This window comes from Microvirga sp. VF16, from assembly GCF_016864375.1.
Taxonomy (GTDB): domain Bacteria; phylum Pseudomonadota; class Alphaproteobacteria; order Rhizobiales; family Beijerinckiaceae; genus Microvirga.
This window is the reverse complement of sequence record NZ_CP069355.1, coordinates 863,389-888,873: the sequence shown is the minus strand read 5'-3', so window position 1 is coordinate 888,873 and position 25,485 is coordinate 863,389. Positions and strand designations below refer to the sequence as shown.

Below are 25,485 nucleotides of genomic sequence, written 5' to 3'. Positions count from 1 at the left end.
CATTTCCTCTGACATCAGCGCGGATGAAGAAGGCGCGGGTTAGAGACAATCGCCAGAATGTCGGCGAACAGGTTGAGGAGAACGTAGACCAGCGCAAAGAACATGCTGCAGGTCTGTACCACCGTCACGTCGCGGCGGGCGACGGAGTCCACGAGCAGTTGTCCGACTCCGGGATAGAGGAAGATGACCTCCACCACTACCACGCCGACGACCAGATAAGCCAAGCTCAGGGCCACAACATTGATGATCGGTGCTAACGCGTTGGGAAGCGCATGCCGGATGATGATGCTACCCGGCGAGGCGCCCTTAAGGCGGGCCATTTGGATATAGGGGCGCGCTAAAAGGTTCGTTATCGTTGCGCGAGTCATGCGCATCATGTACGCGAGCACACCCACTGTCAGCGCCACCGCGGGCAAAATTGTGCGGTAGGTCCGCTCAAAGAGGTCGAGGTCCGGTGTAATTTTGGAAATGCTTGGGAAGATACCCAGACTGACACTCAGCCACAATATGAAGACATAGCAGAGAAAGAACTCGGGAACCGAGATCGATATCAACGCCGCCACGTTTACCGTGCGATCGAAGATCGAGTTCCGGTAAATTGCAGCCAGCACTCCGAGGCCGAGCGCCAACGGCACGGCGATTGAGGCAGCAAAGCCTGCCAGAAATAACGTGTTCCAGATGCGAGTGCCGATAAGATCAGAAATCTCGCGCTTCGTAACTATTGATCGGCCAAGGTCGCCCGACAGAATTCCGCCAAGCCAACTAAGATAGCGTTCAACGGGAGGCAGGTTTAGGCCAAGCTCCTCCCTCAAGGCGGCAACATTTTCGGGAGTGGCATTCCGACCGAGTATGGATTGCGCGGCATCGCCGGGCAGCAACTCGACGCCAACGAACAGGATGAGGGAAATGATGAAGAGCGTCACGGCGCCGAAGGCTATCCGCTTGGCAATCAACTGAAGAATGTGCTTCATTATCTCATGCCCGCTTACAATCCATGCACACGCAGCTTCAGCGGGGGCTCTATCGTGGAGAAGTCCTCTCGCGTTATGTCGCGCGTGATAACGACCAGTCCGTCCTCCCGCTCCAATCCATCGGCGATCTCGCGCGGAGGATCAAATGTCCCTCCAACTCCCTGAATGAGGATCTGACGCCCTTCCATCCGAACGAATCCCTTCGTCCGCAACAGGCGATCACCGCAGTATCCGACCAGATTCTCAATCCACTCGGAAAATTGCTCCCATTGGAGCTCTTCAAATTTGATCAGGAAAACCTTTACCCTGGTATGTTGGAAGTTATGGGGATCCTGGCGCGCAACAATGGGGAAACTCGATCGAACTGGCCTTAGAATATTGGCAAAGGCAAGCCGGGCTCGTTGCGAGCGGTCGCGCTCGTTCACTACCGTCGCAAGCGGATTTAGATAGGCGGCGGCTTCGCTGGCTCGAAGCGATGCAGGCTCATCAACGCGATCAACTTTGGTGACGACGATAGTCTGTGCGGCTGCCAGCTGGGCGACGGCCTCCTCGAAACGGGCCGCCGCATCAGGCCCTTGTTGGCTATCATAGGTCGATAACACTGTCGTGCGGAGAGGCATTCTAATATCGAGGAGCGATCGCAGAATTGGAGAAGGCTTCGACAGGCCGCTTGTTTCAATGATGATGCGCTCGAACGGTTGCCCTCCCACCGCTTCCCTCTCCGCGAGTAGAGCCAGGATGGCGTTTGGCAGGTCGCTGTTGAGTGAACAGCATACGCAGCCGTTGTCGAGTGTAGCGATGGGAAGCCCAGTTCGCCCAGTCGTGATGAGCGCACCGTCTACGTCGATCTGCCCTACCTCGTTGACAATGACGCCGGTGTTGGCGGTCTCCGAGTCTTGCAGGTGGTCAAGGATGAGCGAAGTCTTTCCGCTTCCGAGAAAACCCGTCAGCAGAAAAATTTGCGGGTACGATTGCTTGGCATTGACGTTCATGCGTTGTCCTGACCGAGCAAGGTATCAATGTTCGCGCCAGCCCAACTCTGCGCCACCATCTCACGCACATCCGCCAGCAGTTCGGCCGTATCGTAGACTATCCCGTTTCGGATTGTGTACTGGAGGCCGCGCCGCCATTCTGACCGACCCGTCGTGTCATTAAGGCGTAGCGCGCCTGTTCCGTAAAGGAATTTAAGATCCTCGAGCGGGTTCTCTTGATGAACCAGCAGGTCGGCGCATTTTCCGACCTCGACAGTGCCGATGTCGTCGGCCAGTCCCATAAGCTCTGAGGCATGAAGCGTCGCAGCGCGGATGATCTCAAGAGGGTGGAACCCAGCCTCCTGGAACCATTCGAGTTCGCGGATGAAGCAGAAGCCGTCGATCTGGTAAAGGAATCCCGCGTCACTAGCCGGGCAAACGCGGCCGCCTTTCTTTGCATAGTCGTATACGAACCTGGACCAACGACGGAAATGTTCCTTCCACTCGACTTCGTTCCGTGTCGACCACTGAAACCAGTACGAGCCATGGTTTTGGCGCTGCGGCTCAAAAAAGTCCCACAGGTTTTTGTGGGTGTATTTGTCGTGCCAGTCAGCGCGTCTCGCCCGCATCAAGTCACGGTTTGCCTCCAAGATGGCAAGAGTGGGGACGAACGTGTGGTCGAGTTCGAGGAAGCGATCGAGCGTTTCGTTCCATTTTGCGCTGCCGGGTTCAGCCGCGTGAATGAAGTTCTGGCTGCTGGTGCTGTAGCGCCAGTATTCGTCCATAAAATCATAGTTGGCCGGGTATGGCTGAATGCTGGTTCGTTCGAACATGGCCTCGGGTACGCCGTAAAAATGTTCCGTGCTCGTGAGCCCCCAGCTGGCTGTCTGCAGGGCGTTCAACCTTGACAGTGCCATTTGTGGATGATGGCAGGCAGAGCGCAGCCCAAGCTCCTTCGCCTCTTGAAGGGCGGCTTTGAGGATTGCAGGCGAGGCGGCGTAGAACTTGACCCCGTCTGCGCCTCTTTCCGCGATTCCTCTCAACCAGGCGCGCCCTTCTTCCGGCGTGTGAATGATGTTCAGGTACTCGTCGCTCGATGGAAAGCCAGCATAGGCCAAGATGCGCGGCGCGACGATCTCGTTAGCCTCAGAGGCAGCTTTCTGCTGCAGCGTCCAGCCCAGCCCATTTGCCGCCCACACATCACGGACGGTCGTGATGCCGTGTGCCAACCAAAGTTTATAGTGGTATTCGGCCGGTGCCTGCTCTCCATTCGCTGCGTGGACAAAGTGACCGATGTGTACATGGGAATCGATAAACCCTGGAGTTACCCATTTCCCGTGGCAGTCAATCTCGAAATCCCCCTGAGGTGGGCGGCGCTCGGGGTCGATTGGCAGCTTAGGATAACCGACGCACACGATCTCGGTTATGCGCCCGTTCTCGACCACGATGTCCATAGGGCCTATTGGAGGATTTCCGGTGCCGTCAATGACCGTTGCACCGCGAAGCACCATTCTAGGGAATGGCCCCACACCGCGGTCGCGACCGGAGGCGGGCGTGATCGGGGGCATTCCGCGGGCGATGTTGACAATTATCTCTTCGTCGCCGGCGGGGGTTCCTTGGGGTGGAACGATCCTATCGGACATTTGAAACTCCGGTTTTCGGCATTATTCTCGATTTTCGATACTTAATACTGGGGGACGAGGAATGTCAACAGAGCCGCGTCTCGGGAGTTTCGCTATGTCATCCGCCAAGCGATGCCACTGCGCAGCACGTGGAAGATGCCGTTGAGGATCTCGCGCCAGGACCAGCGCCGAGGGCGGCCGCGGGCGTGCGGTTCAGGCAGAAGCGGCTTGATCAAAGCCCATTCTGCATTGGTCAAATCGGTTTCGTAGCGCAAGCCGTCGCGGCTATACTGCCGCCGGGTGGTCGGGGTCCACATTGCGGTTCCAGATCAGGCTTCAGCACCCTTCTGGAATCATAGCGGTCTTGACCACTCAACCATTTTCGGGACGGGTTCTGAGACAAACTTATACCAAGACGCGGGGCTCGAACTTCACACGATCGAGTGCAATCATACTTCTGAATTTACGGACGTTCGGATTGGTGTACAGCTTGGTCTTAACAAATACGTCGAATGCTTCCACGTCTTCAACTGCTACGATCAGAACGAAATCAGCATCACCGGTCACCATATAGCACTGAGTGACCTCCTTCGCGGCTCGCATAGCGCGCTTGAATTCATCGACGAGGTCCAAACGCTCTCGGTCGAGTTCTACGTTCATAACAACAGTAAGTGACTTCCCCAGGGCCTTTGGATCAACCAGCGATATGTCGGCGACTATTGCGCCGTCTGCACGAAGCTTGTTGACGCGACGCATACACGACGCCGCTGAAGAGCCAACGATCTCTGCCAACTCGGCAAACGATAGACGGTTGTTCTTTTGGAGGACGGCGACGAGGCGCCGATCTAGATCGTCCAGCATGTAACATGCAGCTCCAGTTTGATCCTTCGTTACTTATTGCCTACGATCGGCGCGAAGGTTGCGGTATCTCAAACACCCATTAGAGGCCTATGAGGCCGACAAAAAATCTCGTCTTTCCAAAGATGATGCGCGATTTGTTTCAAATTAAACGTCTGTTTGCAACGCAAAGGTCACTCTGTTCTGGCAGGTTCCTGTTGCTGTGTAGCCTGCCAAGGTTTCTGCATCGTGGTCAGATTGGTCGTGGAGAGTGGTTTGCCTTCGCGACCCCGCGTGCGGACGAGATATCGCAAGTAATCATGTTGTTTTGGGGTGAATGGAGACGCGATGATGCTTCAGGTCGAACACTTCCGGCACCTTCAAGCTGAAGTTACCGACTGGCGCAGACACCTGCACCGGAATCCCGAATTGGATTTCGCAGTTTATGAAACAGCCCGATTCGTAACCGAGAAGCTTGCATCATTCGGTGTAAATCACATCGAAACCAGAATTGCCGAAACCGGTATCGTCGCGATCATCCAGGGCCAAGGCGGGTTGGGTCCGACCATCGGCTTGCGGGCAGACATGGATGCACTTCCGATCCAGGAAAGCACCGGCAAACCCTGGTCTTCGCAATTCGACGGCAAAATGCATGCCTGTGGTCACGACGGCCACACCGCGATGTTACTGGGAGCAGCGAAATATCTGGCGAGCAACCGCGACTTCAAGGGCTCTGTTGCCCTCATCTTCCAGCCCGCTGAGGAAGTCGAACTGCCGTCCGGTGGATTTAAGATGGTCGAAGACGGCTTTCTCGACCGCTTCAACATCGAGCGCGTCTACGGAATGCACAACTGGCCTGGAATCGCGGTCGGCGAATTCGGTTTACGCGCAGGATCCCTGATGGCGTCACAGGACGACTTCGACATCGTGGTGCGGGGCAAAGGCGGCCATGCGGCGGCTCCACATCTGACGGTTGACCCGGTCCCAACCGCAGCCCAGATCGTTTTAGGTCTACAGACTCTGGTGTCTCGCAGTACCGACCCGCTTGATGCGCTGGTTGTATCTGTGACCAAGCAGAGTGCGTCCTTCGCATACAATGTTATTGCAGACCAAGCTGAGATGGCGGGAACCGTCCGGACACTCTCGCCGGCATTGCGCGATTTCGCCGAGCGCCGCATTGAGGAGGTAGCTCGATGCATTGCAATGGCTCACGGTGCCGAAATTGACTTCAGATACCGCAGGTCGGTTCCTGTGACTTTCAACGATGCCGAAGCCACAAAGTCTGCAATCCAGGCCGCGCGGAGTGTTGGCAGAGCCGTTGATGACCAGATCAAACCTGTAATGGGTTCGGAAGATTTCGCCTACATGCTCAAAGCACGCCCGGGCGCGTTAGTGTTCCTCGGCAATGGCAGTTCGGCTCCGGTTCATAATCCAGCCTACGATTTCGACGATGAGGCGATCCCATACGGCATCGGCTATTGGGTGAATCTAGTTAAGTCTGAGCTGGGGGATGAACGTGTACTGCTAACCCGTCAGTAAGGCCGCACAGCTGCGTAGGTAATACAGGGGGTGAGGTGGGCCACAATGACAGAGCTACCCCCTAGCGAGGCCAAAACGTCCTGTTTGCATCAGCAGTCGAGCATGTCGAACCTGGAGAACGCCCAGTCCACAAGTTTCCACGCGGTTACTCCAACGATTTCCATTATATTTAGTCGGCCCTGAACAACCCACAACTGATTGAGGTTGAAGGATTCTTTGTCTTCGCAAAGCATTGTAGAATGCCGGCATCTGGGAAGTGCCCCACTCAAAACCGGTGTTTTGCCATGGGACCCAAGCCGACGATGCCGAGCTCCGGCGATCTCTACCGCAGCCGTCTCGATCAGATCCTGGATCAGCGTCACGAGCTCTTTCGCCTGGCCAGTCTGATCGACTGGGACGGCTTTGACCAGGAGTTCGGCCGCTTCTATCGCCCACTCGGACGGCCCGCTAAACCCACGCGGTTGATGGTCGGGCTGTCGTATCTCCAGCACACCTTCAACCTGTCCGATGAGGCGGTAGTGCAGCGCTGGATCGAGAACCCGTACTGGGAGCGCCGGGAGACCGGCAAAGAGCAGGTGGTGCAAGTCCACCGCGATGAAGGAGTAGCGACCCACATCGACCCCGAGCCGTGCGAAGGCAGCCGCGAGGCTGTCGTCGAAGCGTCGGCAGGGGCACGTGCAGGCCAGCCATTGAGCCACGATAGGGTTCTTATCCCGGATGCCGACACGCTCCAGTACGTGGAAGGCAACATCCCACAGCCCGTTACCGCAAGGGCTGCGGGAATCCGGCGTGGTCGCAGACCCTGGCATGCACGCACGCTCTTTGCGCGGGAACCGGGAGATCTCCGGCTTGACCGTCGGTGTGCGTATCAGCCGACGGCCCGCATCGGGAAGGCGAGGAGCCGAAGCCGATGATGCACGAACCGGAGAAGTCTGACCTCGCTATAGTAGCAACGAGGTCCCCGAACAAAGCTGGGACACCGGCGGCGGAGGGGGCGGAGCCAAGGGCGAGGACCGAGGGGAACACGGGCCATCCACGCACGCACCGGACACAGAGCCGGGCCAGCGTGTCACCGGGGCTGGACCGTGTCCGGCAGGCCGCAAGGCTGCGGAAGAAGGAGAAGTTCACCGCGTTGATGCACCATGTCACCGTTGATCTGCTCCGGGAGGCGTTCCAGGCGCTTGAGCGTCAGGCTGCGCCCGGGGTGGATGGCCTGACATGGCAGGACTACGAGGCAAACCTGGAGGCCAATCTTCAGGATCTGCATCGCCGGGTCCATCGTGGCAGCTACCGGGCGAAGCCGGTTCGGCGGCGGTTCATTCCGAAGCCGGATGGCCGACAGCGACCGCTAGGCGTAACCGCTCTGGAGGATAAGATCGTCCAGCGCGCCGTGGTCAGAGTGCTCAACGCGATCTACGAGGAGGATTTCCTCGGGTTCTCGTATGGGTTCCGGCCAGGGCGCAGTCAGCACCATGCGCTCGATGCGCTGTCGGTTGGCATCAATGCCATGCGCGTGAACTGGATTCTCGACGCCGATATCCGGAGTTTCTTCGACAGGATCGACCGAATGTGGTTGCTCCGGTTCCTGAGGCATCGGGTCGGCGACGAGCGCATCATCCGCCTGGTGCTCAAGTGGCTCACGGCGGGCGTTCTGGATGAGGGAGAATGGAGCGTGAGTGACATGGGGACACCTCAGGGATCAGGGGCCTCGCCTCTGCTCGCCAATGTCTACCTGCACTACGTCTTCGATCTCTGGGCCGAGCAGTGGCGACGGCGACAGGCCAACGGCAAGGTCATCATCGTGCGCTATGCCGATGATGTGATCGTCGGCTTCGAGCACGAAGGCGACGCGCGGCGATTCCGGGACGCGATGCGTGAAAGGCTCGAGCAGTTTGGACTCGAGCTTCATGGGGACAAGACCCGGCTGCTGGAGTTCGGTCGCTATGCGAGCGAGCGCCGGCAGCGACGGGGCCTTGGCAAGCCGGAGACGTTCCAGTTTCTCGGGTTTGTGTTCATCTGCGGCCGGTCACGGCAGGGGCGCTTTCAGCTCCATCGCCGGACCAGGGCGGACCGGATGCGAGACAGATTGCGCGCGATCAAGGACCAGCTGCGGAAGCACATGCACGCTTCCATTCCCGAGCAAGGGAAGTGGCTGAAGTCCGTGATGACGGGTTATTTCGCCTATCATGCGGTGCCCACCAACATGCGATCGTTACAGAAGTTCCGTCACCGGGTGACTGTAGCGTGGCGACAAACGCTGCGCCGACGGAGCCAGAAAGACGGGATGAACTGGCAACGGATGATGCAGATTGCCGACGCATGGCTGCCGATGCCCCATATCCTTCATCCCTGGCCCGACCAGCGCTTTGCCGGCACACACCCGAGGTGGGAGCCGAATGCCTGAATGGGGCACGTTCGGATCTGTGCGGGGGGTGCCTGGCAACAGGCATCCCTACCGCGAACAGTGGTTCTGTGGCTGTGAGTATTTCCAGCATGAGCTGCCGTGCGATCCGAGCTCGCTCACCCGCTGGCGCAAACGGCTTGGCCCAGAAGGACTGGAGACGCTGCTGGCCGCCACCATCCAGGCCGGGCTGGAGAGCGGCGCCGTGCGGTCGTCGAGCCTGGAGCGGATCAGTGTCGATACGACCGTGCAGCCCAAGGCGATCACCCATCCCACTGACGCCAAACTGTATTCAAAGCCCTATTGGCTCTGGTGCGGCAGGCCAAGAAGTGCGGTCTCACGCTCCGTCAGGCCCACACGCGATTGGCCAAACGAGCGGCCGTGCAGGTCGGCCGCTACGCCCATGCCCGTCAGATGCGGCGGATGCGCCGCGAACTGAAGCGGCTGAAGACCTATCTCGGGCGGGTCTACCGCGATGTGGTCCGCCAAGTCGCCGGTGATGTGGAGCTCTCGATCCGGTTTGCTCCTCTGCTGGGGCTGACGGAGCGCCTCCTGGTGCAGGAGCGCACGAGCAAGAACAAGGTGTACAGCCTGCATGCGCCCGAGGTGGTGTGCATCGCCAAAGGCAAGGCGCATCGCCCGTACGAGTTCGGCTCCAAGGTGGCTGTGGCGGTGACGAACCGCGAAGGCTTCGTGCTCGCGTCCAAATCGCTGGAGGGCAACCCGTATGACGGTCACACGCTCCGCAGGACGATGGATCAGGTCGTGGCACTGACCGGCGTAGAGCCCGCACGCATTTACGTCGACCAGGGCTATCGCGGGCACGACTATGTGCACAAGGAGCGCGTGTTCATCGCCCGTCAGCGGCGAGGGCTCACGCCAACGATCAGACGGGAGCTGAGACGCCGGTCGGCGATTGAGCCGATGATCGGGCACATGAAGGCGGACGGGCGGCTGGGACGCAATCACCTGCTCGGAGCCGCCGGCGATGCGATCAATGCGCTACTGGTGGCCTCCGGGCACAATCTGCGGCTGATCCTGAACTGGCTCAAGCTTTGTGTCGCCTGGCTCATGGCGGTTCTCATGGGATCATCCGCGCAATCGGATACTTCCCGCGATCTCTGGAACCCAATTGCCGCCTGAACAAACTGCATTGTTCAGGGCCGACTATTTAGTATCTGGCATGGAACCCATGCAAACAGCCGCCACGCCTGACCCACAACAGCAACATCGAACGAAGGAGGATCTTTTGATCGAACAGGTTTCAACGACAGATGCGCCGGGCGCAGTCGGTCCCTATTCCCAGGCCATCAAGGTCGGCGATCTACTCTTCGTCTCCGGACAGTTGCCGATCGATCCAGCCACAGGCGATTTCAATTCGGCAAACGCGGTCGAACAGGCCGAGCAGTGCCTAAAAAACCTTGAGGCAATTGCAAAGGCCGCCGGCACCGAATTGTCCAAGACGGTGAAGACAACCGTCCTGCTCACTGATCTCGGCGACTTCACAGAGGTCAACCGCATCTATGCCAGCTTCTTCTCAACTCCTTACCCCGCTCGTGCCTGCTACGAGGTAAAGGCGCTGCCGAAAGGCGCGAAGGTCGAGATCGAAGCTGTCATCGCCCTGATCTGACAGCACAGCGCCGCTGCGAGGGATGAGCCAGCGCGGCAGCAAGGCGTTACTCCGTCATTATCGCTTGGATAACTTCTCAGCTGATGGAGCAGGCGCGGGTCAACGTGAAGTCGTCACGCGGTATGCCGATCGCGCATCTAGCCTTCCTGAAGGTCCGACCACATTAAATTGGCGGCGAGCTGACCCATGAGGCGCAAACCAAAGCACCTTACCGAATCGGGAACATGTATTCCTCACCTTGTTCATCGATGCTCCATCGGACCAACCGGTGGAGCCACAGTTATATATGAAGTTCCTGCTATCAAGCTGTCTGCTAACACACGCTCGCAGCTAGGCTATGCAAATAAAAAAGCCGGGCTCGAAGCCCGGCTAAAGTAGAGGTCTGACAAATAAGCCAAAACCTTCCAGAGGGAACGGCCGACACGGCAGCGCCGGGAGGAAGAAAGCAATGCCGTGTTGAAATCAGCCACTAGCAATATCGGCTGCAGGGCGCCTATTTGCAATACAGTATGCCTCATGTGAGAGCTGCGGCGCTTGCATGCCCCTGTTGTATGTGCGAGCGAGAAGAAGAACACTCTCGATTGTCATCGTAAACCGGCAAATGCGGCGGCCGTAAGCAGGGCGAACCTTCGCCACCTCCTTCGGTACGAATGCGCTCACATCATACATCTCGGGAGTGCTCAGCCACATGCGTAGCTCGCCGCAAAGAAAGTATGCGAGCAAAACTACTGCTGACGGAGCCTTCGATGCAAGAGGTCGCTCAAGACGACATCTTTGCAAGCGAACTCCATGCCCTTCTGCCCTGAGACATTGCAACGCCGCTCTCGTCGATGCGGTCCAGCGCGCCTGCGGCCTTCGCCTCGCGACGGCGCTCATGCAACACGTATTCGGTGTAGCCGTTGGGCTGCTCCGCGCCTTTGAACACGAGATCGCAGGCCGCCCGGAATGCAGAACCGTCGAAGCCTGGTGCCATCGGCCGGTAGAGCGGATCGCCCGCATTCTGCCGGTCCACCACCTCGGCCATGCGGCGCAGGGTCTGCATCACCTGATCCTCGCTGACGATGCCGTGGCGCAGCCAGTTGGCGAGGTGCTGGCTGGAGATGCGCAGCGTCGCCCGGTCCTCCATGAGACCCACGTCATGGATGTCCGGCACCTTGGAGCAGCCGACGCCCTGGTCGATCCAGCGCACGACGTAGCCCAGAATGCCCTGGCAGTTGTTGTCGAGCTCCTGCTGCACCGCATCCGGCGCCCAATTGGACTGCGACACCGGAATGGTCAGGATATCGGAGAGCTTTGCGCGCGAACGCGTCTTCAGCTCTTCCTGCCGTGCCGGCACGCTCACCTGATGATAATGCAGCGCATGGAGCGTCGCGGCGGTCGGCGACGGCACCCAGGCGGTGGTGGCGCCGGCCTGCGGGTGGCCGATCTTTTGAGCCAGCATGTCGGCCATCTTGTCAGGCGCGGCCCACATGCCCTTGCCGATCTGCGCCTTGCCGGGCAGGCCGCAGAGCATGCCCACATCCACGTTGTTGTCCTCGTAGGCCTTGATCCACGCAGTCGACTTCATGTCGTTCTTGCGGATCATGGGACCGGCTTCCATCGAGGTATGGATCTCGTCGCCCGTGCGGTCGAGGAAGCCGGTGTTGATGAACACGATGCGCTCGGATGCCGCCTTGATGCAGGCCTTGAGGTTGACGGTGGTGCGCCGCTCCTCGTCCATGATGCCCATCTTGAGGGTGTTGCGAGGAAGATCCAGCATATCCTCGACGGCAGCGAAGAGGTCATTGGCAAACGCCACCTCGTCCGGCCCGTGCATCTTGGGCTTCACGATATACACCGAGCCCGCGCGGCTGTTGCGCAGCGATCCCGCACCCTTGAGGTCGTGGATGGCGACGAGCGAGGTCACGGCCGCGTCGAGGATGGTCTCCGGGATCTCCTCGCCGGCCTCGTCGAGCACCGCATCGGTGAACATGTGGTGACCCACATTGCGCACCAGCATGAGGCTGCGCCCGTGGAGGCGGATCTCGCCGCCGTTCACGCTCGTATAAGCCCGATCGGGATTGAGCTTGCGGTCGACGACGCGCCCGCCCTTTTCGAAACTCTCGACGAGGTCGCCCTTCATCAGCCCGAGCCAGGTGCGGTAGACCTCGACCTTGTCATCGGCGTCGACCGCCGCGACCGAGTCCTCTAGGTCCATGATGGTGGAGACGGCCGATTCCATCACCACATCGGCGATGCCCGCCGGGTCTTCGGCGCCGATGGCATGCGAGCGGTCGATCCGGATGTCGAGATGCAGGTTGTTGTGGCGCAGCAGCACGGATGAGGGGCTTGCCGCCTCGCCCTGATAGCCGACGAGCTGGGCCGGGTCGGCAAGGCCCGTCTCGGTGCCGTCCCGAAGCGTGACGATGAGGGCCGTGCCCTGGATCGTATAGGAAGCGGCATCCCTGTGGCTGCCGCCCGCCAGGGGGGCCGCCTGATCGAGCACCTCGCGGGCGCGGGCCACGACCTTGGCGCCGCGGGCCTTGTTGTAGCCGCCCGAGCGGGTGGCACCCTCATCCTCCGGGATCGCATCGGTGCCGTAGAGGGCATCGTAGAGGCTGCCCCAACGGGCATTGGCGGCGTTGAGCGCATAGCGGGCATTCGACACCGGCACCACAAGCTGAGGGCCGGCAATGCGGGCGATCTCGTCGTCCACATGCTGCGTCTGAACCGAAAAGTCCTCGGGCTCCGGCAGCACATAGCCGATGTCGCGCAGGAACTGCTCGTAACTGGCCTGATCGAAAGGCTGGCCTTTGCGGGCGCGATGATATTCGTCGATTTGCACCTGGAGCCTGTCTCGGACCGCGAGCAGTTCGCGGTCGCGCGGGGCGAACTCCCTCACAAGGCCGGCCAGTCCGCTCCAGAACGCGGCAGTCGACAGCGCCGTGCCGGCAATCGCCTCCCGCTCGATAAAGTGGTACAAGGAAGGTGCAATACGCATGCCAGCGGTTTCGAAAAATTCACTCTGCATTTCAAATCCTTATGGAGGCGTTGCTGGCGATGCGAAGACGTGATGTGAGCATCATTCCGTCGGCGAGATCGGAGCTTCCGCTCCGACCTCCTGTCAGACCTAGTTCATCCAAGCGATTCAGGCAGTCGTGGCGTCAGACCTTTTCACAAGAGAGCCACCTTGCCTGATGCCAGACTGTCACGCAGCGTTCACGACGCGATCCGGTCGGATTTTCTGCCCGATCATCTCTGCCACAATCTCGGCGGTAGCGGCCGATAGCGTCCAACCAAGATGTCCATGCCCAGTGTTATAAAAGACGTTAGGCCGGCGGCTGGCCTTCGTGATTGGCAGCATGTTGGGCATCATCGGGCGCAAGCCGCACCATGGGATGACCTTCGACATTTCGATCTCTGGAAACAGCCCCCGCGTCCAATCAACCAAAGGCTGGATCCGATCGGCTCGGATGTCCTTGTTGTAACCATTGAATTCTGCAGTGCCGGCAACGCGCAAGCGATCAGTCCCCAAACGGCTCGTGACAATTTTGGCCTTATCATCCAGTAGGCTCACCCAAGGCGCATTATTCTGACTCGCGCTCGAATCAAGCGAGACAGTAATCGAGTAGCCCTTTACCGGGTAGATATTGACCCGGTCCCCGAGGAGAGCTGCAAGCTGCCGGCTGGCAGTCCCAGCGCAGATCACGATGCCGTCGGTCGACACACGATCGACTGCTGTACCCCGCGTATATGCCTGCACCGGACTTTGCGGCAGATATTCAACATCAATGCCACTGGCGGTATGGACAATTCCCGTAACAGCCGCGTCATAGATGAACCGTGCTCCCCGACGGGCACAGGCGGCAGCCAATCCTTGGGTGAATTTATGGATGTCTCCGGTAGAGTCCGACGGTGTGAAGAACCCGCCGTAGAAATCACCATGCAGTGTCGGTTCGATGGCCTTGATTTCTTCGGGAGTCACGGCGCGCCGATCAAGGCCACCTTCATTCAACAACTCATTGACCGAGGCGGCGTGATCAAAACCAGCGCGATCGTGATAGATATGAAGGATTCCGCGGCGCTCATGATCGAACTCGATACCTTCCCGCTCGGCGACGTCGAACAGGTGCTGACGCGCTTGGATGGCGAGCCTCGTCGAATCGACGGTATGCCGCCTATAGTGCGGAATTTGCGCGATAAATTCGGCTACCCAGGAAAGCTTGTGCCAGCTTGGCTTGGGGTTGAACAGAAGGGGTGCATCCTTCTGCAACATCCAGCGCAGGCCTTTTAGGATGGTTGAACTGTGGTTCCACACTTCTGCGTTGCTGGCTGATAATTGTCCGCCATTTGCAAAAGATGTCTCCATTGCGGAATACGGATGACGCTCGATGACCGTGACGTCATATCCGCGCTGTAAAAGCGCATAAGCAGTCGTGATACCAGCAATGCCGGCGCCGATAACCGTGATATGAGACATATAAGTACTCCCGATAGCAGTGGAACATCTAAGCCGCGGCTACGCCGGCTTACTGATCCCCATCTGTCTCGGGTACCTGAGAGCTTAACCGAGCACCGTGCCGGTGATCGGTATCCCCTTCGGTGGGCAGCACCGCCGCCTCTCTCCAGATTGTCCAGCAATACAGTCCTTGAGCCTGAGAGATTCCGGGGGGTTGCTCCGTCGGCGCTAATCCGCGTCACCGCAGGTTAGACTCTCCCGCATTGCCTTGAATGGACACGTAGACGTTTGCACGAACTGAACAAGCACGCAAGTAGTTTAAGATGCTACTAAAGTATTTTTTCCATCATTCCTGCTAAAAACAGTGCTTGATGCGGACATCACAGGATATCCTTATGATTTTATCGCAGTCATACGGATATTACTACAGAAGATATTTCTTTGGTCTTCACGAAGCTAGCCGAGGAATGGAAAATGATAACACTTGTTTACAGAAAACCTTCCAATTCAACAACACGATGTATACCGATCAAGGTGCATAGAACGCGGCTTAAAGCGGTGCCCTGCTCTCGAGTTGCGCGAGACTGCTCGCACTGGGTGTCAGATGACACCCAGTTCCTTGCCCACCTCAGTGAAGGCATCGACAGTACGATCGATATCGGCACTTGAATGTGCCGCGGACATTTGCGTTCGGATGCGGGCTTGCCCCTTTGGCACAACAGGGAAGGAGAACCCGATCACATAGATGCCGCGCTGGAGCATCTTCTCGGCCATCTGTTGGGCGAGACTCGCCTCACCCAACATCACGGGGACAATTGGGTGGCCCGCTCCCGCCAGCGTAAAGCCTGCTCTCGTCATCTGCGATCGAAAGCGTTCCGCATTGGCGTACAGCCTCTCACGCAGGGCACCGCCCTGTTCGACGAGGTCGAACACCTTCAGCGACGCGCCAGCGATGGCCGGCATCAGAGTGTTGGAAAACAGATAGGGGCGTGAGCGTTGACGCAGCCAATCCACCACCTCTCGCTTGCCTGAAGTGTAGCCGCCTGAAGCGCCGCCGAGCGCTTTGCCGAGTGTTCCGGTGATTATGTCGACGCGACCTTCAACACCGCAGTACTCGGCAGAACCGCGACCGTGGCGACCGACGAAGCCAACCGCATGGCTATCGTCAACCATAACCATTGCCCCGTACTGTTCGGCGAGATCGCAAACGCCTGCAAGGTTGGCGATAATGCCATCCATTGAAAACACGCCATCGGTCGCGATTAGTTTGAACCGACTGCCCTCGGCCTTCCTCAGCTCCTCCTCGAGTGCCGCCATGTCATTGTTCGCGTAGCGGAAGCGCTTCGCCTTGGACAACCGTACGCCATCAATGATCGACGCATGGTTCAGGGCGTCGGAGATTATTGCATCCTCCTCACTGAGTAGCGTTTCGAACAGGCCTGCATTGGCGTCGAAGCAAGACGAATAGAGGATCGTGTCCTCCATCCCAAGGAAGGACGAGATACGTGCTTCGAGCTGCTTGTGCTCTTCCTGCGTGCCGCAGATGAAGCGCACCGACGCCATGCCGTAGCCATAGCGATCGAGTGCTGCCTTGGCGGCTGCGCGCAGCTCGTCGTTGTCGGCGAGACCGAGGTAGTTATTGGCGCAGAAGTTCAACACCCTATTGCCGTCTGCGACCTCGATCTCGGACGATTGCGTTGAGGTGATGACACGCTCGGACTTGTATAGCCCGGCGGACTTGAGGCCGGTGAGCTCTTCAGCCAAGTGAGCGACCAGAGGGTTTGTCTTAGTCATGTCCGTGGCTCCGTCTTACGCAAGTTCGCTGGCCTGTGGCTTGGCGCGTACTGTCTCTGTATGGTGCAGGGGACTGCGTGTTGGCCCCTGCCTCAGGTTCGGAACTGCTTCCATGACGCCCTCCGGCAAAGTCTTCTCCTCGAATAAAACGCCAAGGGCTCACCACTGATCGTCATCTGTGACTTCACATGACCGTTCAAAGAAGCGCTCATGTGCCGTAGCCGCTCGGTGTCATAGAGGCCAGTCTCCGCCCACCCGTCCTACAATCATAGGACGGGCAATGGAAGCCGGCCATCCACAAGCGAACTCAGGGGTAGGATACTGGCGTCGACCAAGCCGGATCCGCGTGTTTCTTCCAGTAAAGATCCATGAGCTGGCGGGTAATGCTTCCGACCTGTCCGTCAGCAATCGACGTGCTGTCGATGCGCGTTACTGGCATGATGCCGCCAGCCGTGGAGGTGATGAAGACTTCATCAGCCCCTTTGAGCTCATCACAGGTCACGTCAGCCGCCGTCGCCGAGAGGCCAAGTTCGTCGCAGAGATCGAAAACGGTCTGACGCGTTATGCCTGGCAGCACGCTGAACGCAGGCGTTTTCAACTGCTTGTCCTTGACCAAGAACACGTTGAAGCCGGGTCCCTCGGCAATGTGCCCGTTGGTATCCAAGATCAGCGCCGTCTCGGCTCCCTGATCGTAAGCATCGAAAAGACCCTTTACCAGATCGAGCCAGTGATAGTTCTTGATCGTCGGGTCGATCGACTTGGGAGGGATGCGCACGGTGTCGCTAATGGCGATATGCAGTCCCCTTTCCAACTGCTCCTTATTGGCCACCGACCCGAAGGGCACGGCAAATGCAATGAAGCGGTTCTCAGACTGCCGCGGGTCGCGGCTAAATGTTGGAGACGTGCCTCGGGTGCAGATCACTTCAACGTACGCCGCTTTGTGTCCCGACAATGCAACGCAATTGCTTAGGATGGTCTCAATCTCGGAGCGATCGTAAGGCAGCTTCATACGTAGACGTTCGACGCCTCGAAAAAAGCGGTCGAGGTGCAGATCCAGCCTGAAGAAGCGGCCATCCCATACATGCACTGTGTCATAAGTCGCGTCTGAGTGCAGGAAGCCCCAGTCCAGCACGGATACCTTGGCCTCGGACATCGGCAGGTATTGTCCGTCCATGAACGCAACCCCGTGAGGATACTTGCGTCGGTCCTCGTGGCTCTTGTCGACAACTGGAAGTGCAGAAGAGTGCTCTGTCGCTGCAAGTGTCATAATTTTTCATCCTCCAATCCGTTATTACGTCAGGCCGGCTCGGAAAGGACCGACCTGGCCAACTTTCGTGGCCTCCTCTCGACGCCTGCGATGGCTTCGGATCATGACCACTAAGTCTACTCATTGCGCGGTCTTTGCCTCGAGGGCCGCTCAAGAGGCTGCAATCCGCGACGGAAGTACCGAGTCAGAAAGCTGAAATTGCTTCTACCCCGGGCAGGAAGATCTTGGCTCGACGCCCCGCCGTGACACAGGATCGACTGCATCTCATTGATCGCAGATTCACTTACGCGAAAATGATCAATCTGGTACCAGCGGCGCAACAAGTGCTTCAAAAAATGGGTCGGAGTGACGAGGATGGTTCAGGTCGGAGTTTCTAAACCAGGACTCTTGGCTCGAACTTGACGCGGTCCAGGGTGATCATACTCCGAAACTTTCGGACATTTGGGTTGGTGTAGAGTTTCGTCTTGACGAAGACGTCAAACGCCTCGACATCTTCGACTGCCACAATCAGCACAAAATCGGCGTCCCCAGTGACCATGTAGCATTGGGTAACTTCCTTAGCCGCGCGCATGGCACGCTTGAAGTCGTCGACCAGGTCAAGACGCTCACGCTCAAGTTCGACAGTGACGACGACGGTAAGTGATTTCCCGATAGCCTTAGGATCGACCAACGAAATGTCTGCCAGGATGACGCCGTCGGCACGGAGCTTATTCACGCGACGCATACACGAAGCGGCTGACGAACCGACGAGGTCAGCGAGTTCAGCGAAGGAAAGCCGGTTATTGACTTGCAATGCGTTGAGGATGCGACGGTCCAGGTCATCCATTGTGTTCCCCTCTGTCCCGCTTGAATTTCATAAGCTTTCTAAATTCGTGATCTTTATTGCAAATCCTAATCGGATTTGAAACAGACTTGGCGAATTTTACGACTTCAGAATGGGATGGCTCCGGCGATCCCTCGGACATAGGTGGATTCCGGATTGTTTCTCGGGGATACAGAGCCAGCGGGGTGCCCATCGCTGCTTCGATGCATATGCTGATTGTCCTATTGATCTTCAGAGTGCTGCGGGCCCAAAGCAGCTGCCAAACGCCCGCGCAACGCGCCATAGGTTGGAGCTGATCTCATATTGAAGTTCGGGGACGAGCGATATCGGCAGATTCTTTCCTGTCCGGGATCACGCGATTGCGTAGCGCCGCTCCGTCCATCAAAAGTCGGAACTCGACTATCATTTGTCATACGTGGCCAAGTTCGTTGCGGAGCAACCACCCCCTATTGTTGGGCATCGGTCGAGCTCGCGATCGGCATATGCAACCCTATGCTGGCCTAGCCCCTGGCTGCACCAAAAAGCGTGAGCCTTTCCCTCAGGTGCCGCGCTCTCGCAGACATCTCTTTCAGCAGGGCGCGTCCAGAAGCACCGGACCGGTCCCGTGGTCCGCCCCAGCGACCATCAAGACCTATTTCGGGTTGACGGCCGAGAAGGCGCCGAGATCTGCATGATCATCAAGATGAATTCAGCCAACGGAAAGTCGGTCGTGCGGACCTGGGTTCAGACGTACGCATCCGGCGACGACCACGGAATCTTCGGCCGCGGTGTGGTAGAGTAGCGCCATGGAGATCGATCATGACAAGATCGACGAGGCGGTTCTCGCCCTGATGTGGCTGACGCTGCACGATGAGCGCCGGGCCTGGAAGAGTTTTGATTGGGATGTGACCGATCGGCTGTATCAGAAGGGCCTGATCTGCGATCCAGCCAACAAGACCAAGTCCGTGGTCCTCACCGATGAAGGCTTGCAGAAAGCCGAAGAGCTCTTCAAGGAGTTGTTCACACGAAAGCCCTGAGCCTCAGGCCGCGGCTTGCTGGTGGCTCGGGGCTTTCCAGTTCCAGGGCAGGAGCTCGTCGAGGCGTTTGGCCGGATGCTCCGGCAAGCGCGCCAGCACGTCGGCCAGCCAGGCCCGTGGGTCGACATCATTGAGCTTGCAGGTCTCGATCAGCGTATACAGGGCTGCCGCCCGATGCCCGCCCACATCCGAGCCGGCGAACGTCCAATTCCGTCGCCCGACCGCAATGCCGCGGATTGCCCGCTCGGCCGCATTGTTCGACAGGCAGACCCGCCCATCCTCAAGGAAGAGCGCGAACGAAGACCAACGCCGGAGCATGTAGTCGATGGCTTTGGCCGTCTCGCTCTTGGGCGACAGCCGTCCACGCTGCGCCCGCAACCAGCTCTCCAGATCATCCGCCAGGGGCTTGGATTGAGCAGCACGGACAGAGCGTCGCTCGTCAGGCGGTCGGCCGTTGATCTCGCGCTCGATGGCAAACAGGACGTCGATGCGCTTCACGGCCTCGATTGCGATTGGCCCCTTCCTCAACTCAGCCAGTTCAAAGAATTTGCGGCGCGCGTGCGCCCAGCACGCTGCCTCAGTCGCCGTGCCGGTCACACGACCAGGTTCATACAACTGTCCGAAGCCGGAATAGGCATCCGCCTGCAGAAGGCCGCTATAGCTCTTCAGGAACGACTGCGGATGCTCACCCTTACGATCGGGCGAGTAGAAATACACCGCAGCCGGCGGATCGGTCCCGGCAAAGGGACGATCATCGCGCACCACGGTCCAGAGCCGGCCGGTCTTCGTCTTGCCCTTGGCCAGCACCGGCACCGGCGTGTCGTCGGCATGCAACCGCTCGGCCTTCATCACATGCTCGGCGATCAGCGCGCTCAAAGGCTGGGTTGCAACCGCGACTGCACCCATCCAGTCGCACAGGGTCGAGACATCCAGATCGACACCTTCCTGGGCGAACACCGCGCTCTGGCGGGTCAGCGGCAGATGCAGCCCGAACTTGCCGACGGTAATCTCAGCCAGCAGGTGGGGACCGGCGCGGCCACGCGGAATGGCATGGAAGGGCGCCGGCGTCTCGGTGATCGTCTCGCAGGCCGCACAGCTGAACTTCTCGCGTACCGTCTCCACCACAACCCACCGCGCCGGGATGCGCTCCAGGGTCTCGGTCACTACCTCTCCGAGCTTGCGCAAGCCACCGCCACAGCAGGCGCAGGCGGTCGGGCCAGGAAGGACCATGCGCCGGCGCGGCAGGTGCTCAGGCAAGGGTCGGCGGGCGGGCTTGGCCCGCTTCAACTCCTCGACTGTCCACTTGGGCGCATCCGGCGCCGCGGCATCCTTCGCCTCCGCTTCGGCATCCAAATGGGCGGCGCTCTCCTCCAGGTCTTCGAGCGCAAGCATCAACTGGTCAAGGCGGGCACTGCGTTCCGATGAGGTGCCGAAGTGCTGGCGGCGCAACTTGGCGATCTGCAGCTTGAGGCGTTCGATCTCCAGCTCCAGGGCATAGCGGGCGGCGTGGGCTTGCGTGACTTCAAGCCGGGCGAGCTCCAACGCAGCGCGAGCGACCTCCAGATCACCCGCCCGGGCTTCAGCGGCCAGGCGGGCGGCGCGCTCGGCGCGGATCATCGCGTGAGCGTCAGCCAGACTGGCGGGAAGCGGATCAGGGTGATTTGCCACGTCTCCAGTGTGCCACGAACCTGTTGCGTGGCAAGGCTTTGTGGCTCATCCGGCAGCAGTCGGGCGCCAGGTTTGCTGGGGATTGCGCCAGTCGATGCCCTCGAGCAGATAGCCCAACTGCGCGGTGGAGATCGACACCGTGCCATCCGCCGGTGAGGGCCACAGAAAGCGGCCACGATCGATGCGTTTGGAGAACAGGCACAGGCCCTGTCCATCGTACCAGAGGACTTTGATCAGATCGCCTCTGCGTCCACGGAAGACAAACAGGTTGCCCGAATGCGGATCGCGTTTGAGCGTCTCCTGCACGAGCAGGGAGAGGCCACCAAAGCCCTTGCGCATGTCGGTATGGCCGGCGGCCAGCCACACGCGCACGCCAGTCGGCACCGGGATCATGGCAGGCTCTCCACGACCTGCAGAACGCGCCGGAGCGCCTCGGCATCGACATCACGGTCCACGCGAATGCGTCGTCCGCGGCCCAGGACGATCTCGATCAGGCCTGGGCGCCGCGGTGGGGATGCCGCCGGCGGGGTCTGCGCTGGGACGGGCGCGATCTCGACGGGCATGAAGACGGGACTGACGTCGCCAAGTCGTCCTTCCCGGGCCAGTCGGCGCCAGGTGAAGACGACGCTGGGCGCGAGACCATGGCGGCGGGCAACTTCGGTCACCGTCACGCCCGGCTGCATCGTCTCTTCCACGATCCGGAGTTTGTCCTGCAGGCTCCAGCGCCGTCGGCGCTCCGTGCCGAGAACTTCGATCTTCATCGTTCTGACCTTAAAGCTAGCCTTAAGGTCAGAACGTCACGTGCAAACGTCGCTCTCACAAGAGGGTGCACGCCGAGTGCTTACGTTCAGACGCTCCCTATCCCCTCTTCCGCAGCATTCTATAGCAGCTTGCGCGGCTGGGTGATGTTATTCAGGCAGCCCTCGGACCTATTATACAAACAAGCTCAATGCTCGCGCCGAGGCGCTTGGGCAGTACGCTCATCAGGTTATGGGAGCGGGGCGTTCCGCTCCGGGCAACAGAGGATATGCGAGCACTGGAATCCTATTGCTTCCCTCTCCTGCAGCGAGATAGCGGTTGCTCGACCGTATTAAGGTGCCAAGCACAGCCTAGGATCTCACTATTGGCTAATTCCGCCAAGAATCTGCAGCCCAAGCGTTAGTCTGCCTCTTTGACAGCGGACAGGAACCTCTGAGTGCGTTCGCGCTTTGGATTACCCATCAACTCGTCCGGAGGACCTTGTTCCTCGATCTTGCCGCCATAAAAGAAGCAGACCCTGTCTGAAATATCGCGGGCAAATCCCATCTGATGGGTCACCATGAGCATGGTGAGGCGAAACTCAGATACAAGCTTTCGAATGACGTTGGTGACTTCACCGATCACTTCAGGGTCTAAGGCGGAGGTAACCTCGTCGAAAAGCATGACTTTCGGGCGCATGGCCAAAGCGCGGGCGATCGCGACCCGCTGTTGCTGCCCGCCCGACAGACGGGATGGATGCTGATCCTTTTTGTCGATCATGCCGACCATCGCGAGAAGATCTTCAGCTCGCTCGCGGGCTTCAGCTTTGGATAGACCGAGGACTTGAACCGGCCCCTCCATGCAATTCTGAAGGGCTGTCATGTGAGGGAATAGATTGAAGTTCTGAAAGCACATGCCGATGTTTGTTCGCATGTGCCTCTGGTAGCGCGAATCGGCAGGAACCAACGTTCCGCCCTTGGGCATATGTGTCAGCGGCTTCCCGTCCACGTAGATGATACCTTCGTTGATCGTTTCGAGCGTCATCAGCGTTCGCAACACGGTCGTTTTACCGGAGCCGGAGGGTCCGATGATCGATACCATCTCGCCTTCTGCCACATCGAGGTTAAGGTCATCCAGGACGGTGAGCGAACCGTATCTTTTGGTGACGTGTGCAAAACGAACCATAGGCTTGTCGTGGCCCTTCAGTTCCAACGGATAGCGGTCTTGTGTAGCCATTATTGTCTGCCTAATGGGCTCGTCATCGCCACGCACATCTAACAGGAAGGAATTTTGAATCATCATTGTTACATCCCTAACTTAGTGCGGGCCCAGCCCTCAAACCAGCGGAGCAGTCCGGCCAGTGGCAGCGAGACCACCAGGAAAATCAATCCGACAATCGTGTATGGTTCGAGAAAACGATAGTTTTCGGAGCCTATGGAGTTCGCCGTGTGCATCAGTTCCGCGATGCCGATTGCCGACAGCATGGGTGTGTCTTTGAAGATCGCGATCAGGTAGTTGCCCATGCCAGCCAAGGCTGGTGGCAATGCCTGAGGGATAATGATCCGCACATATGTATCGCGGTTAGAGAGACTTATCGCTTTGCAGGCTTCCCATTGCCCGGCGGGAACCGCATCCAATCCACCTCGATAAACCTCAGAAAGGTAGGCCGAATAGTACAGACCGAGCGCGATCATACCCGATACCCAAGGTGACAGACGGATTCCAATCTGCGGCGCGACAAAGAAAATGAAAAAGATCTGAAGAAGCAGGGGTGTCGAACGAATGAACTCGATAATCTCCCGTACGATCAGCGTCAAAGGTTTAAAACTGGTGCGCTGCAGAAGCGCAAAAACCAGCCCTAGCACTAAGGCGATCCCATAGCCGATGCCAGCAGCAGCTAACGTATACAGCGTCGCATGCAGCAACCTTGGCAATATCTGCCATGTGAACTCCCAATTCCATTGAACGTCCATGTCAGTGCCTTGAGAGTTTGAGACGCAATTTGCTTTCGAGCAATCGAACTGCCGGCGTTAAGATGAACCGTGCTAAGACGTAATAAATGATCAAAGCAGTTCCGAAAGCTTGCGCGGACAGATACGTGTTGAGATTGATCGCTTGTGATTCATACATGAGGTCCGCGACCGCGATCAGAGAAACAAGCGCGGTCGCTTTAAGCACCTCGATCAGGAGATTTCCCCAGGACGGCAGGATCATGACCATCGCTTGAGGTAAGATAATGCGAAACATGCGCTTCAGCGGCGACATTGAAAGAGCAAAGGCTGCCTCCCACTGCCCTTTCGGAACCGATTTGATTCCCCCTCGCACCAGTTCGGCACCATAGGCGCCGGAATTCAGAGCAATCGCTACGAAACCCGCTGAGAACTTGTCTAACGATATGCCGAAAACTGGCAGAACGTAAAATATCCAGTAAAGCTGAACAAGAAGCGAAGTTCCGCGAAAGAACTCGATGTACCCTATAGACGCGCCTCTCGCGATGAGATTGTCGGACAATCTTCCAAGACCGAATATGACCGAAATTACAATTGTAAGAACGGAAGCGAGCAAAAACTGCTCTACGGTTACGATGGTCCCTGATAACAACTGGGGCCAATATTCGAAAGCAAGATCCCACAACGGCATCGGCAATCTCCCCGCTAATCGATATGGCGGGCTGGTCAGCCCGCCACTGATCGTCAGGTTCTCGTTACTTGCAGAGGTCCACAGCAGTTTGCTCACCAGGAAGATACGCCTTCCTGTACTCGAAGGGAGCCAAATCCTTCATCATGTCGGGCGTGCCGATATAGGACTTCTGAGCCTCGTCGAACGCCTTCACAAAATCGGCATCGCTCTTCCGAAAGGCGTATGATACCCAGCTTTTTGGCGACTTTTCGTTGGGCTCAGTGATCTCGAAACCCGTTTCGTTCGCAGTCTTCAGCATGCCTTCGGACTCGATATACGAGGCTGCATAGACGTCAGCACGACCAGCGCGAAGGGCAGCCAACGCTTGGGTATTCGAGGGAACGATCAACATCCGATCGGAAGGGACGCCCACTTGTTTTGCGCTTTCAATTGGTGCGTAGCCGGCGGGCTGAACGAAGACCGCATCCGTTTTCGCGATGTCCTCGTAGGTCTGAATACCTTTCGGATTTCCCTTTTTTACGACAAAGACGTCCGGCAGCATCATCATGGGGTTGGAGAACAGGACGTTCTTGCAGCGCTCTTTAGTGATATACATACCGGCTGTGATGATATCGATGCGGTCAGCTTGAAGCGCGGGGATGAGGCCACCCCAGTCCATCACCACGCTTTCGATGTTCGTGTACCCCATCCTTTTCAGGACACCTAAGACGAAATCGTTGATGACGCCATCTGGCTGGTTGTCCTTGCCGACAGAGGACAGCGGTGGCGCAACCGTATAGCCCACGCGGATAGTTTTACCGCCCTTGATACGGTCAAGCAGTGGGCCAGCGACCGAGACGGTCGCAGAAAGGGCCAACGTGGCGCCTGCAACGGCAAGCAACTTGAGAATGTTCGTTTTCATTGCTTTTCCCTCTGTTGATTTTTACCGACGTGGGTTTCAGTTAACCCGACGTCGCTACAAGGCAACCGCTATGACATATCAGCCAGTGTCAGCAGCCATAATTCAGCATTGATCAGGTCTAACGGAAATTTGCTCCAAAAAGGTGGGTTTGATGAAATGCATACCGCATAAGAGACCCATATTTGCAGCAGCTAGGTCTAGGGACTCGTTGGGAAACCCTGTGGCATTT

General features: G+C 58.3%; 21 protein-coding genes, 2 pseudogenes and 1 riboswitch. Of the genes and pseudogenes, 6 read left to right on the top strand and 17 right to left on the bottom strand.

Annotation, left to right across the window (positions count from 1 at the left end):
* Nucleotides 1–14: 14 nt before the first annotated feature.
* The 5 genes and pseudogenes from JO965_RS29580 to JO965_RS29560 all read right to left on the bottom strand — a co-directional run bounded on the left by JO965_RS29580 (nucleotide 15) and on the right by JO965_RS29560 (nucleotide 4,425).
* On the bottom strand, nucleotides 15–971 hold the full coding sequence (locus tag JO965_RS29580; protein ID WP_203444487.1) for an ABC transporter permease: 957 nt from the start codon (nucleotides 969–971) through the stop codon (nucleotides 15–17).
* A gap of 14 nt (nucleotides 972–985) precedes the next feature.
* On the bottom strand, nucleotides 986–1,963 hold the full coding sequence (locus tag JO965_RS29575; RefSeq protein WP_203444486.1) for a GTP-binding protein: 978 nt from the start codon (nucleotides 1,961–1,963) through the stop codon (nucleotides 986–988).
* Nucleotides 1,960–3,585: an amidohydrolase family protein gene (locus tag JO965_RS29570; RefSeq protein ID WP_203444485.1), complete on the bottom strand. Its 1,626-nt coding sequence runs from the start codon at nucleotides 3,583–3,585 to the stop codon at nucleotides 1,960–1,962. Before JO965_RS29570 ends, JO965_RS29575 begins: the two co-directional genes overlap by 4 nt.
* 98 nt (nucleotides 3,586–3,683) lie before the next feature.
* Nucleotides 3,684–3,881: pseudogene (locus tag JO965_RS29565) on the bottom strand (transposase); the annotation flags it as partial.
* A gap of 88 nt (nucleotides 3,882–3,969) precedes the next feature.
* A complete protein-coding gene (locus tag JO965_RS29560) occupies nucleotides 3,970–4,425 on the bottom strand; it encodes an Lrp/AsnC family transcriptional regulator (RefSeq protein ID WP_203444484.1) in 456 nt (151 codons plus the stop codon).
* A 327-nt stretch (nucleotides 4,426–4,752) separates the two neighbouring features.
* On the opposite strand from JO965_RS29560, the gene JO965_RS29555 reads away from it, so the two are divergent.
* From JO965_RS29555 to JO965_RS29535, 5 genes and pseudogenes are all read left to right on the top strand, one after another.
* Nucleotides 4,753–5,940: a M20 aminoacylase family protein gene (locus JO965_RS29555; RefSeq protein WP_203445548.1), complete on the top strand. Its 1,188-nt coding sequence runs from the start codon at nucleotides 4,753–4,755 to the stop codon at nucleotides 5,938–5,940.
* Between the two features lie 284 nt (nucleotides 5,941–6,224).
* Entirely contained in the window at nucleotides 6,225–6,854 is a 630-nt protein-coding gene (locus tag JO965_RS49555) for a transposase (RefSeq protein WP_203444483.1), read from the top strand.
* Nucleotides 6,851–8,344, top strand: a complete 1,494-nt coding sequence (ltrA, locus tag JO965_RS29545; protein ID WP_203444482.1) for a group II intron reverse transcriptase/maturase — start codon at nucleotides 6,851–6,853, stop codon at nucleotides 8,342–8,344. Before JO965_RS49555 ends, ltrA begins: the two co-directional genes overlap by 4 nt.
* A gap of 58 nt (nucleotides 8,345–8,402) precedes the next feature.
* Nucleotides 8,403–9,484 (top strand): annotated as a pseudogene (locus JO965_RS29540) (IS5 family transposase); the annotation flags it as partial.
* 106 nt (nucleotides 9,485–9,590) lie between these two features.
* Complete coding sequence (locus JO965_RS29535; protein WP_203444480.1) at nucleotides 9,591–9,971, top strand: RidA family protein; 381 nt, start codon at nucleotides 9,591–9,593, stop codon at nucleotides 9,969–9,971.
* Nucleotides 9,972–10,731: 760 nt separating this feature from the next.
* Here JO965_RS29535 and JO965_RS29530 read toward each other — a convergent pair.
* The 5 genes from JO965_RS29530 to JO965_RS29510 form a co-directional block, all read right to left on the bottom strand.
* A complete protein-coding gene (locus JO965_RS29530) occupies nucleotides 10,732–12,951 on the bottom strand; it encodes a malate synthase G (RefSeq protein WP_246776949.1) in 2,220 nt (739 codons plus the stop codon).
* Nucleotides 12,952–13,158: 207 nt separating this feature from the next.
* Nucleotides 13,159–14,430, bottom strand: a complete 1,272-nt coding sequence (locus JO965_RS29525) for a D-amino acid dehydrogenase (protein WP_203444478.1) — start codon at nucleotides 14,428–14,430, stop codon at nucleotides 13,159–13,161.
* 153 nt (nucleotides 14,431–14,583) lie between these two features.
* Nucleotides 14,584–14,680: riboswitch (glycine riboswitch) on the bottom strand.
* A gap of 329 nt (nucleotides 14,681–15,009) precedes the next feature.
* Nucleotides 15,010–16,203 (bottom strand): glycine C-acetyltransferase, encoded by a 1,194-nt coding sequence (locus JO965_RS29520; protein WP_203444477.1) that lies wholly within the window; start codon nucleotides 16,201–16,203, stop codon nucleotides 15,010–15,012.
* Between the two features lie 307 nt (nucleotides 16,204–16,510).
* Nucleotides 16,511–17,470: an aminotransferase class IV gene (locus tag JO965_RS29515; protein WP_203444476.1), complete on the bottom strand. Its 960-nt coding sequence runs from the start codon at nucleotides 17,468–17,470 to the stop codon at nucleotides 16,511–16,513.
* A 373-nt stretch (nucleotides 17,471–17,843) separates the two neighbouring features.
* Nucleotides 17,844–18,296: an Lrp/AsnC family transcriptional regulator gene (locus JO965_RS29510; RefSeq protein ID WP_203444475.1), complete on the bottom strand. Its 453-nt coding sequence runs from the start codon at nucleotides 18,294–18,296 to the stop codon at nucleotides 17,844–17,846.
* A gap of 782 nt (nucleotides 18,297–19,078) precedes the next feature.
* Here JO965_RS29510 and JO965_RS29505 point away from each other — a divergent pair.
* Entirely contained in the window at nucleotides 19,079–19,309 is a 231-nt protein-coding gene (locus JO965_RS29505) for a DUF6429 family protein (RefSeq protein ID WP_203444474.1), read from the top strand.
* A gap of 3 nt (nucleotides 19,310–19,312) precedes the next feature.
* On the opposite strand, the gene JO965_RS29500 is transcribed toward JO965_RS29505, so the two are convergent.
* The 7 genes from JO965_RS29500 to ehuB all read right to left on the bottom strand — a co-directional run bounded on the left by JO965_RS29500 (nucleotide 19,313) and on the right by ehuB (nucleotide 25,256).
* Nucleotides 19,313–20,926, bottom strand: a complete 1,614-nt coding sequence (locus JO965_RS29500) for an IS66 family transposase (protein WP_203445547.1) — start codon at nucleotides 20,924–20,926, stop codon at nucleotides 19,313–19,315.
* A gap of 96 nt (nucleotides 20,927–21,022) precedes the next feature.
* The gene (gene tnpB, locus JO965_RS29495) at nucleotides 21,023–21,370 is read right to left on the bottom strand and encodes an IS66 family insertion sequence element accessory protein TnpB (protein WP_203444473.1); all 348 of its coding nucleotides are present in this window, start codon (nucleotides 21,368–21,370) and stop codon (nucleotides 21,023–21,025) included.
* Nucleotides 21,367–21,738 (bottom strand): transposase, encoded by a 372-nt coding sequence (locus JO965_RS49550; protein ID WP_203444472.1) that lies wholly within the window; start codon nucleotides 21,736–21,738, stop codon nucleotides 21,367–21,369. Before JO965_RS49550 ends, tnpB begins: the two co-directional genes overlap by 4 nt.
* Nucleotides 21,739–22,135: 397 nt before the next feature.
* Entirely contained in the window at nucleotides 22,136–22,951 is an 816-nt protein-coding gene (ehuA, locus tag JO965_RS29485) for an ectoine/hydroxyectoine ABC transporter ATP-binding protein EhuA (RefSeq protein ID WP_305846607.1), read from the bottom strand.
* Nucleotides 22,952–23,019: 68 nt separating this feature from the next.
* Nucleotides 23,020–23,688 carry an ectoine/hydroxyectoine ABC transporter permease subunit EhuD gene (gene ehuD, locus JO965_RS29480; RefSeq protein WP_203444471.1) on the bottom strand — a complete coding sequence of 223 codons (669 nt, stop codon included), beginning with the start codon at nucleotides 23,686–23,688 and terminating at the stop codon, nucleotides 23,020–23,022.
* 1 nt (nucleotide 23,689) lies between these two features.
* Entirely contained in the window at nucleotides 23,690–24,355 is a 666-nt protein-coding gene (gene ehuC, locus JO965_RS29475; RefSeq protein WP_203445545.1) for an ectoine/hydroxyectoine ABC transporter permease subunit EhuC, read from the bottom strand.
* 64 nt (nucleotides 24,356–24,419) lie between these two features.
* Nucleotides 24,420–25,256, bottom strand: a complete 837-nt coding sequence (ehuB, locus tag JO965_RS29470) for an ectoine/hydroxyectoine ABC transporter substrate-binding protein EhuB (RefSeq protein WP_203444470.1) — start codon at nucleotides 25,254–25,256, stop codon at nucleotides 24,420–24,422.
* Nucleotides 25,257–25,485: the final 229 nt, after the last annotated feature.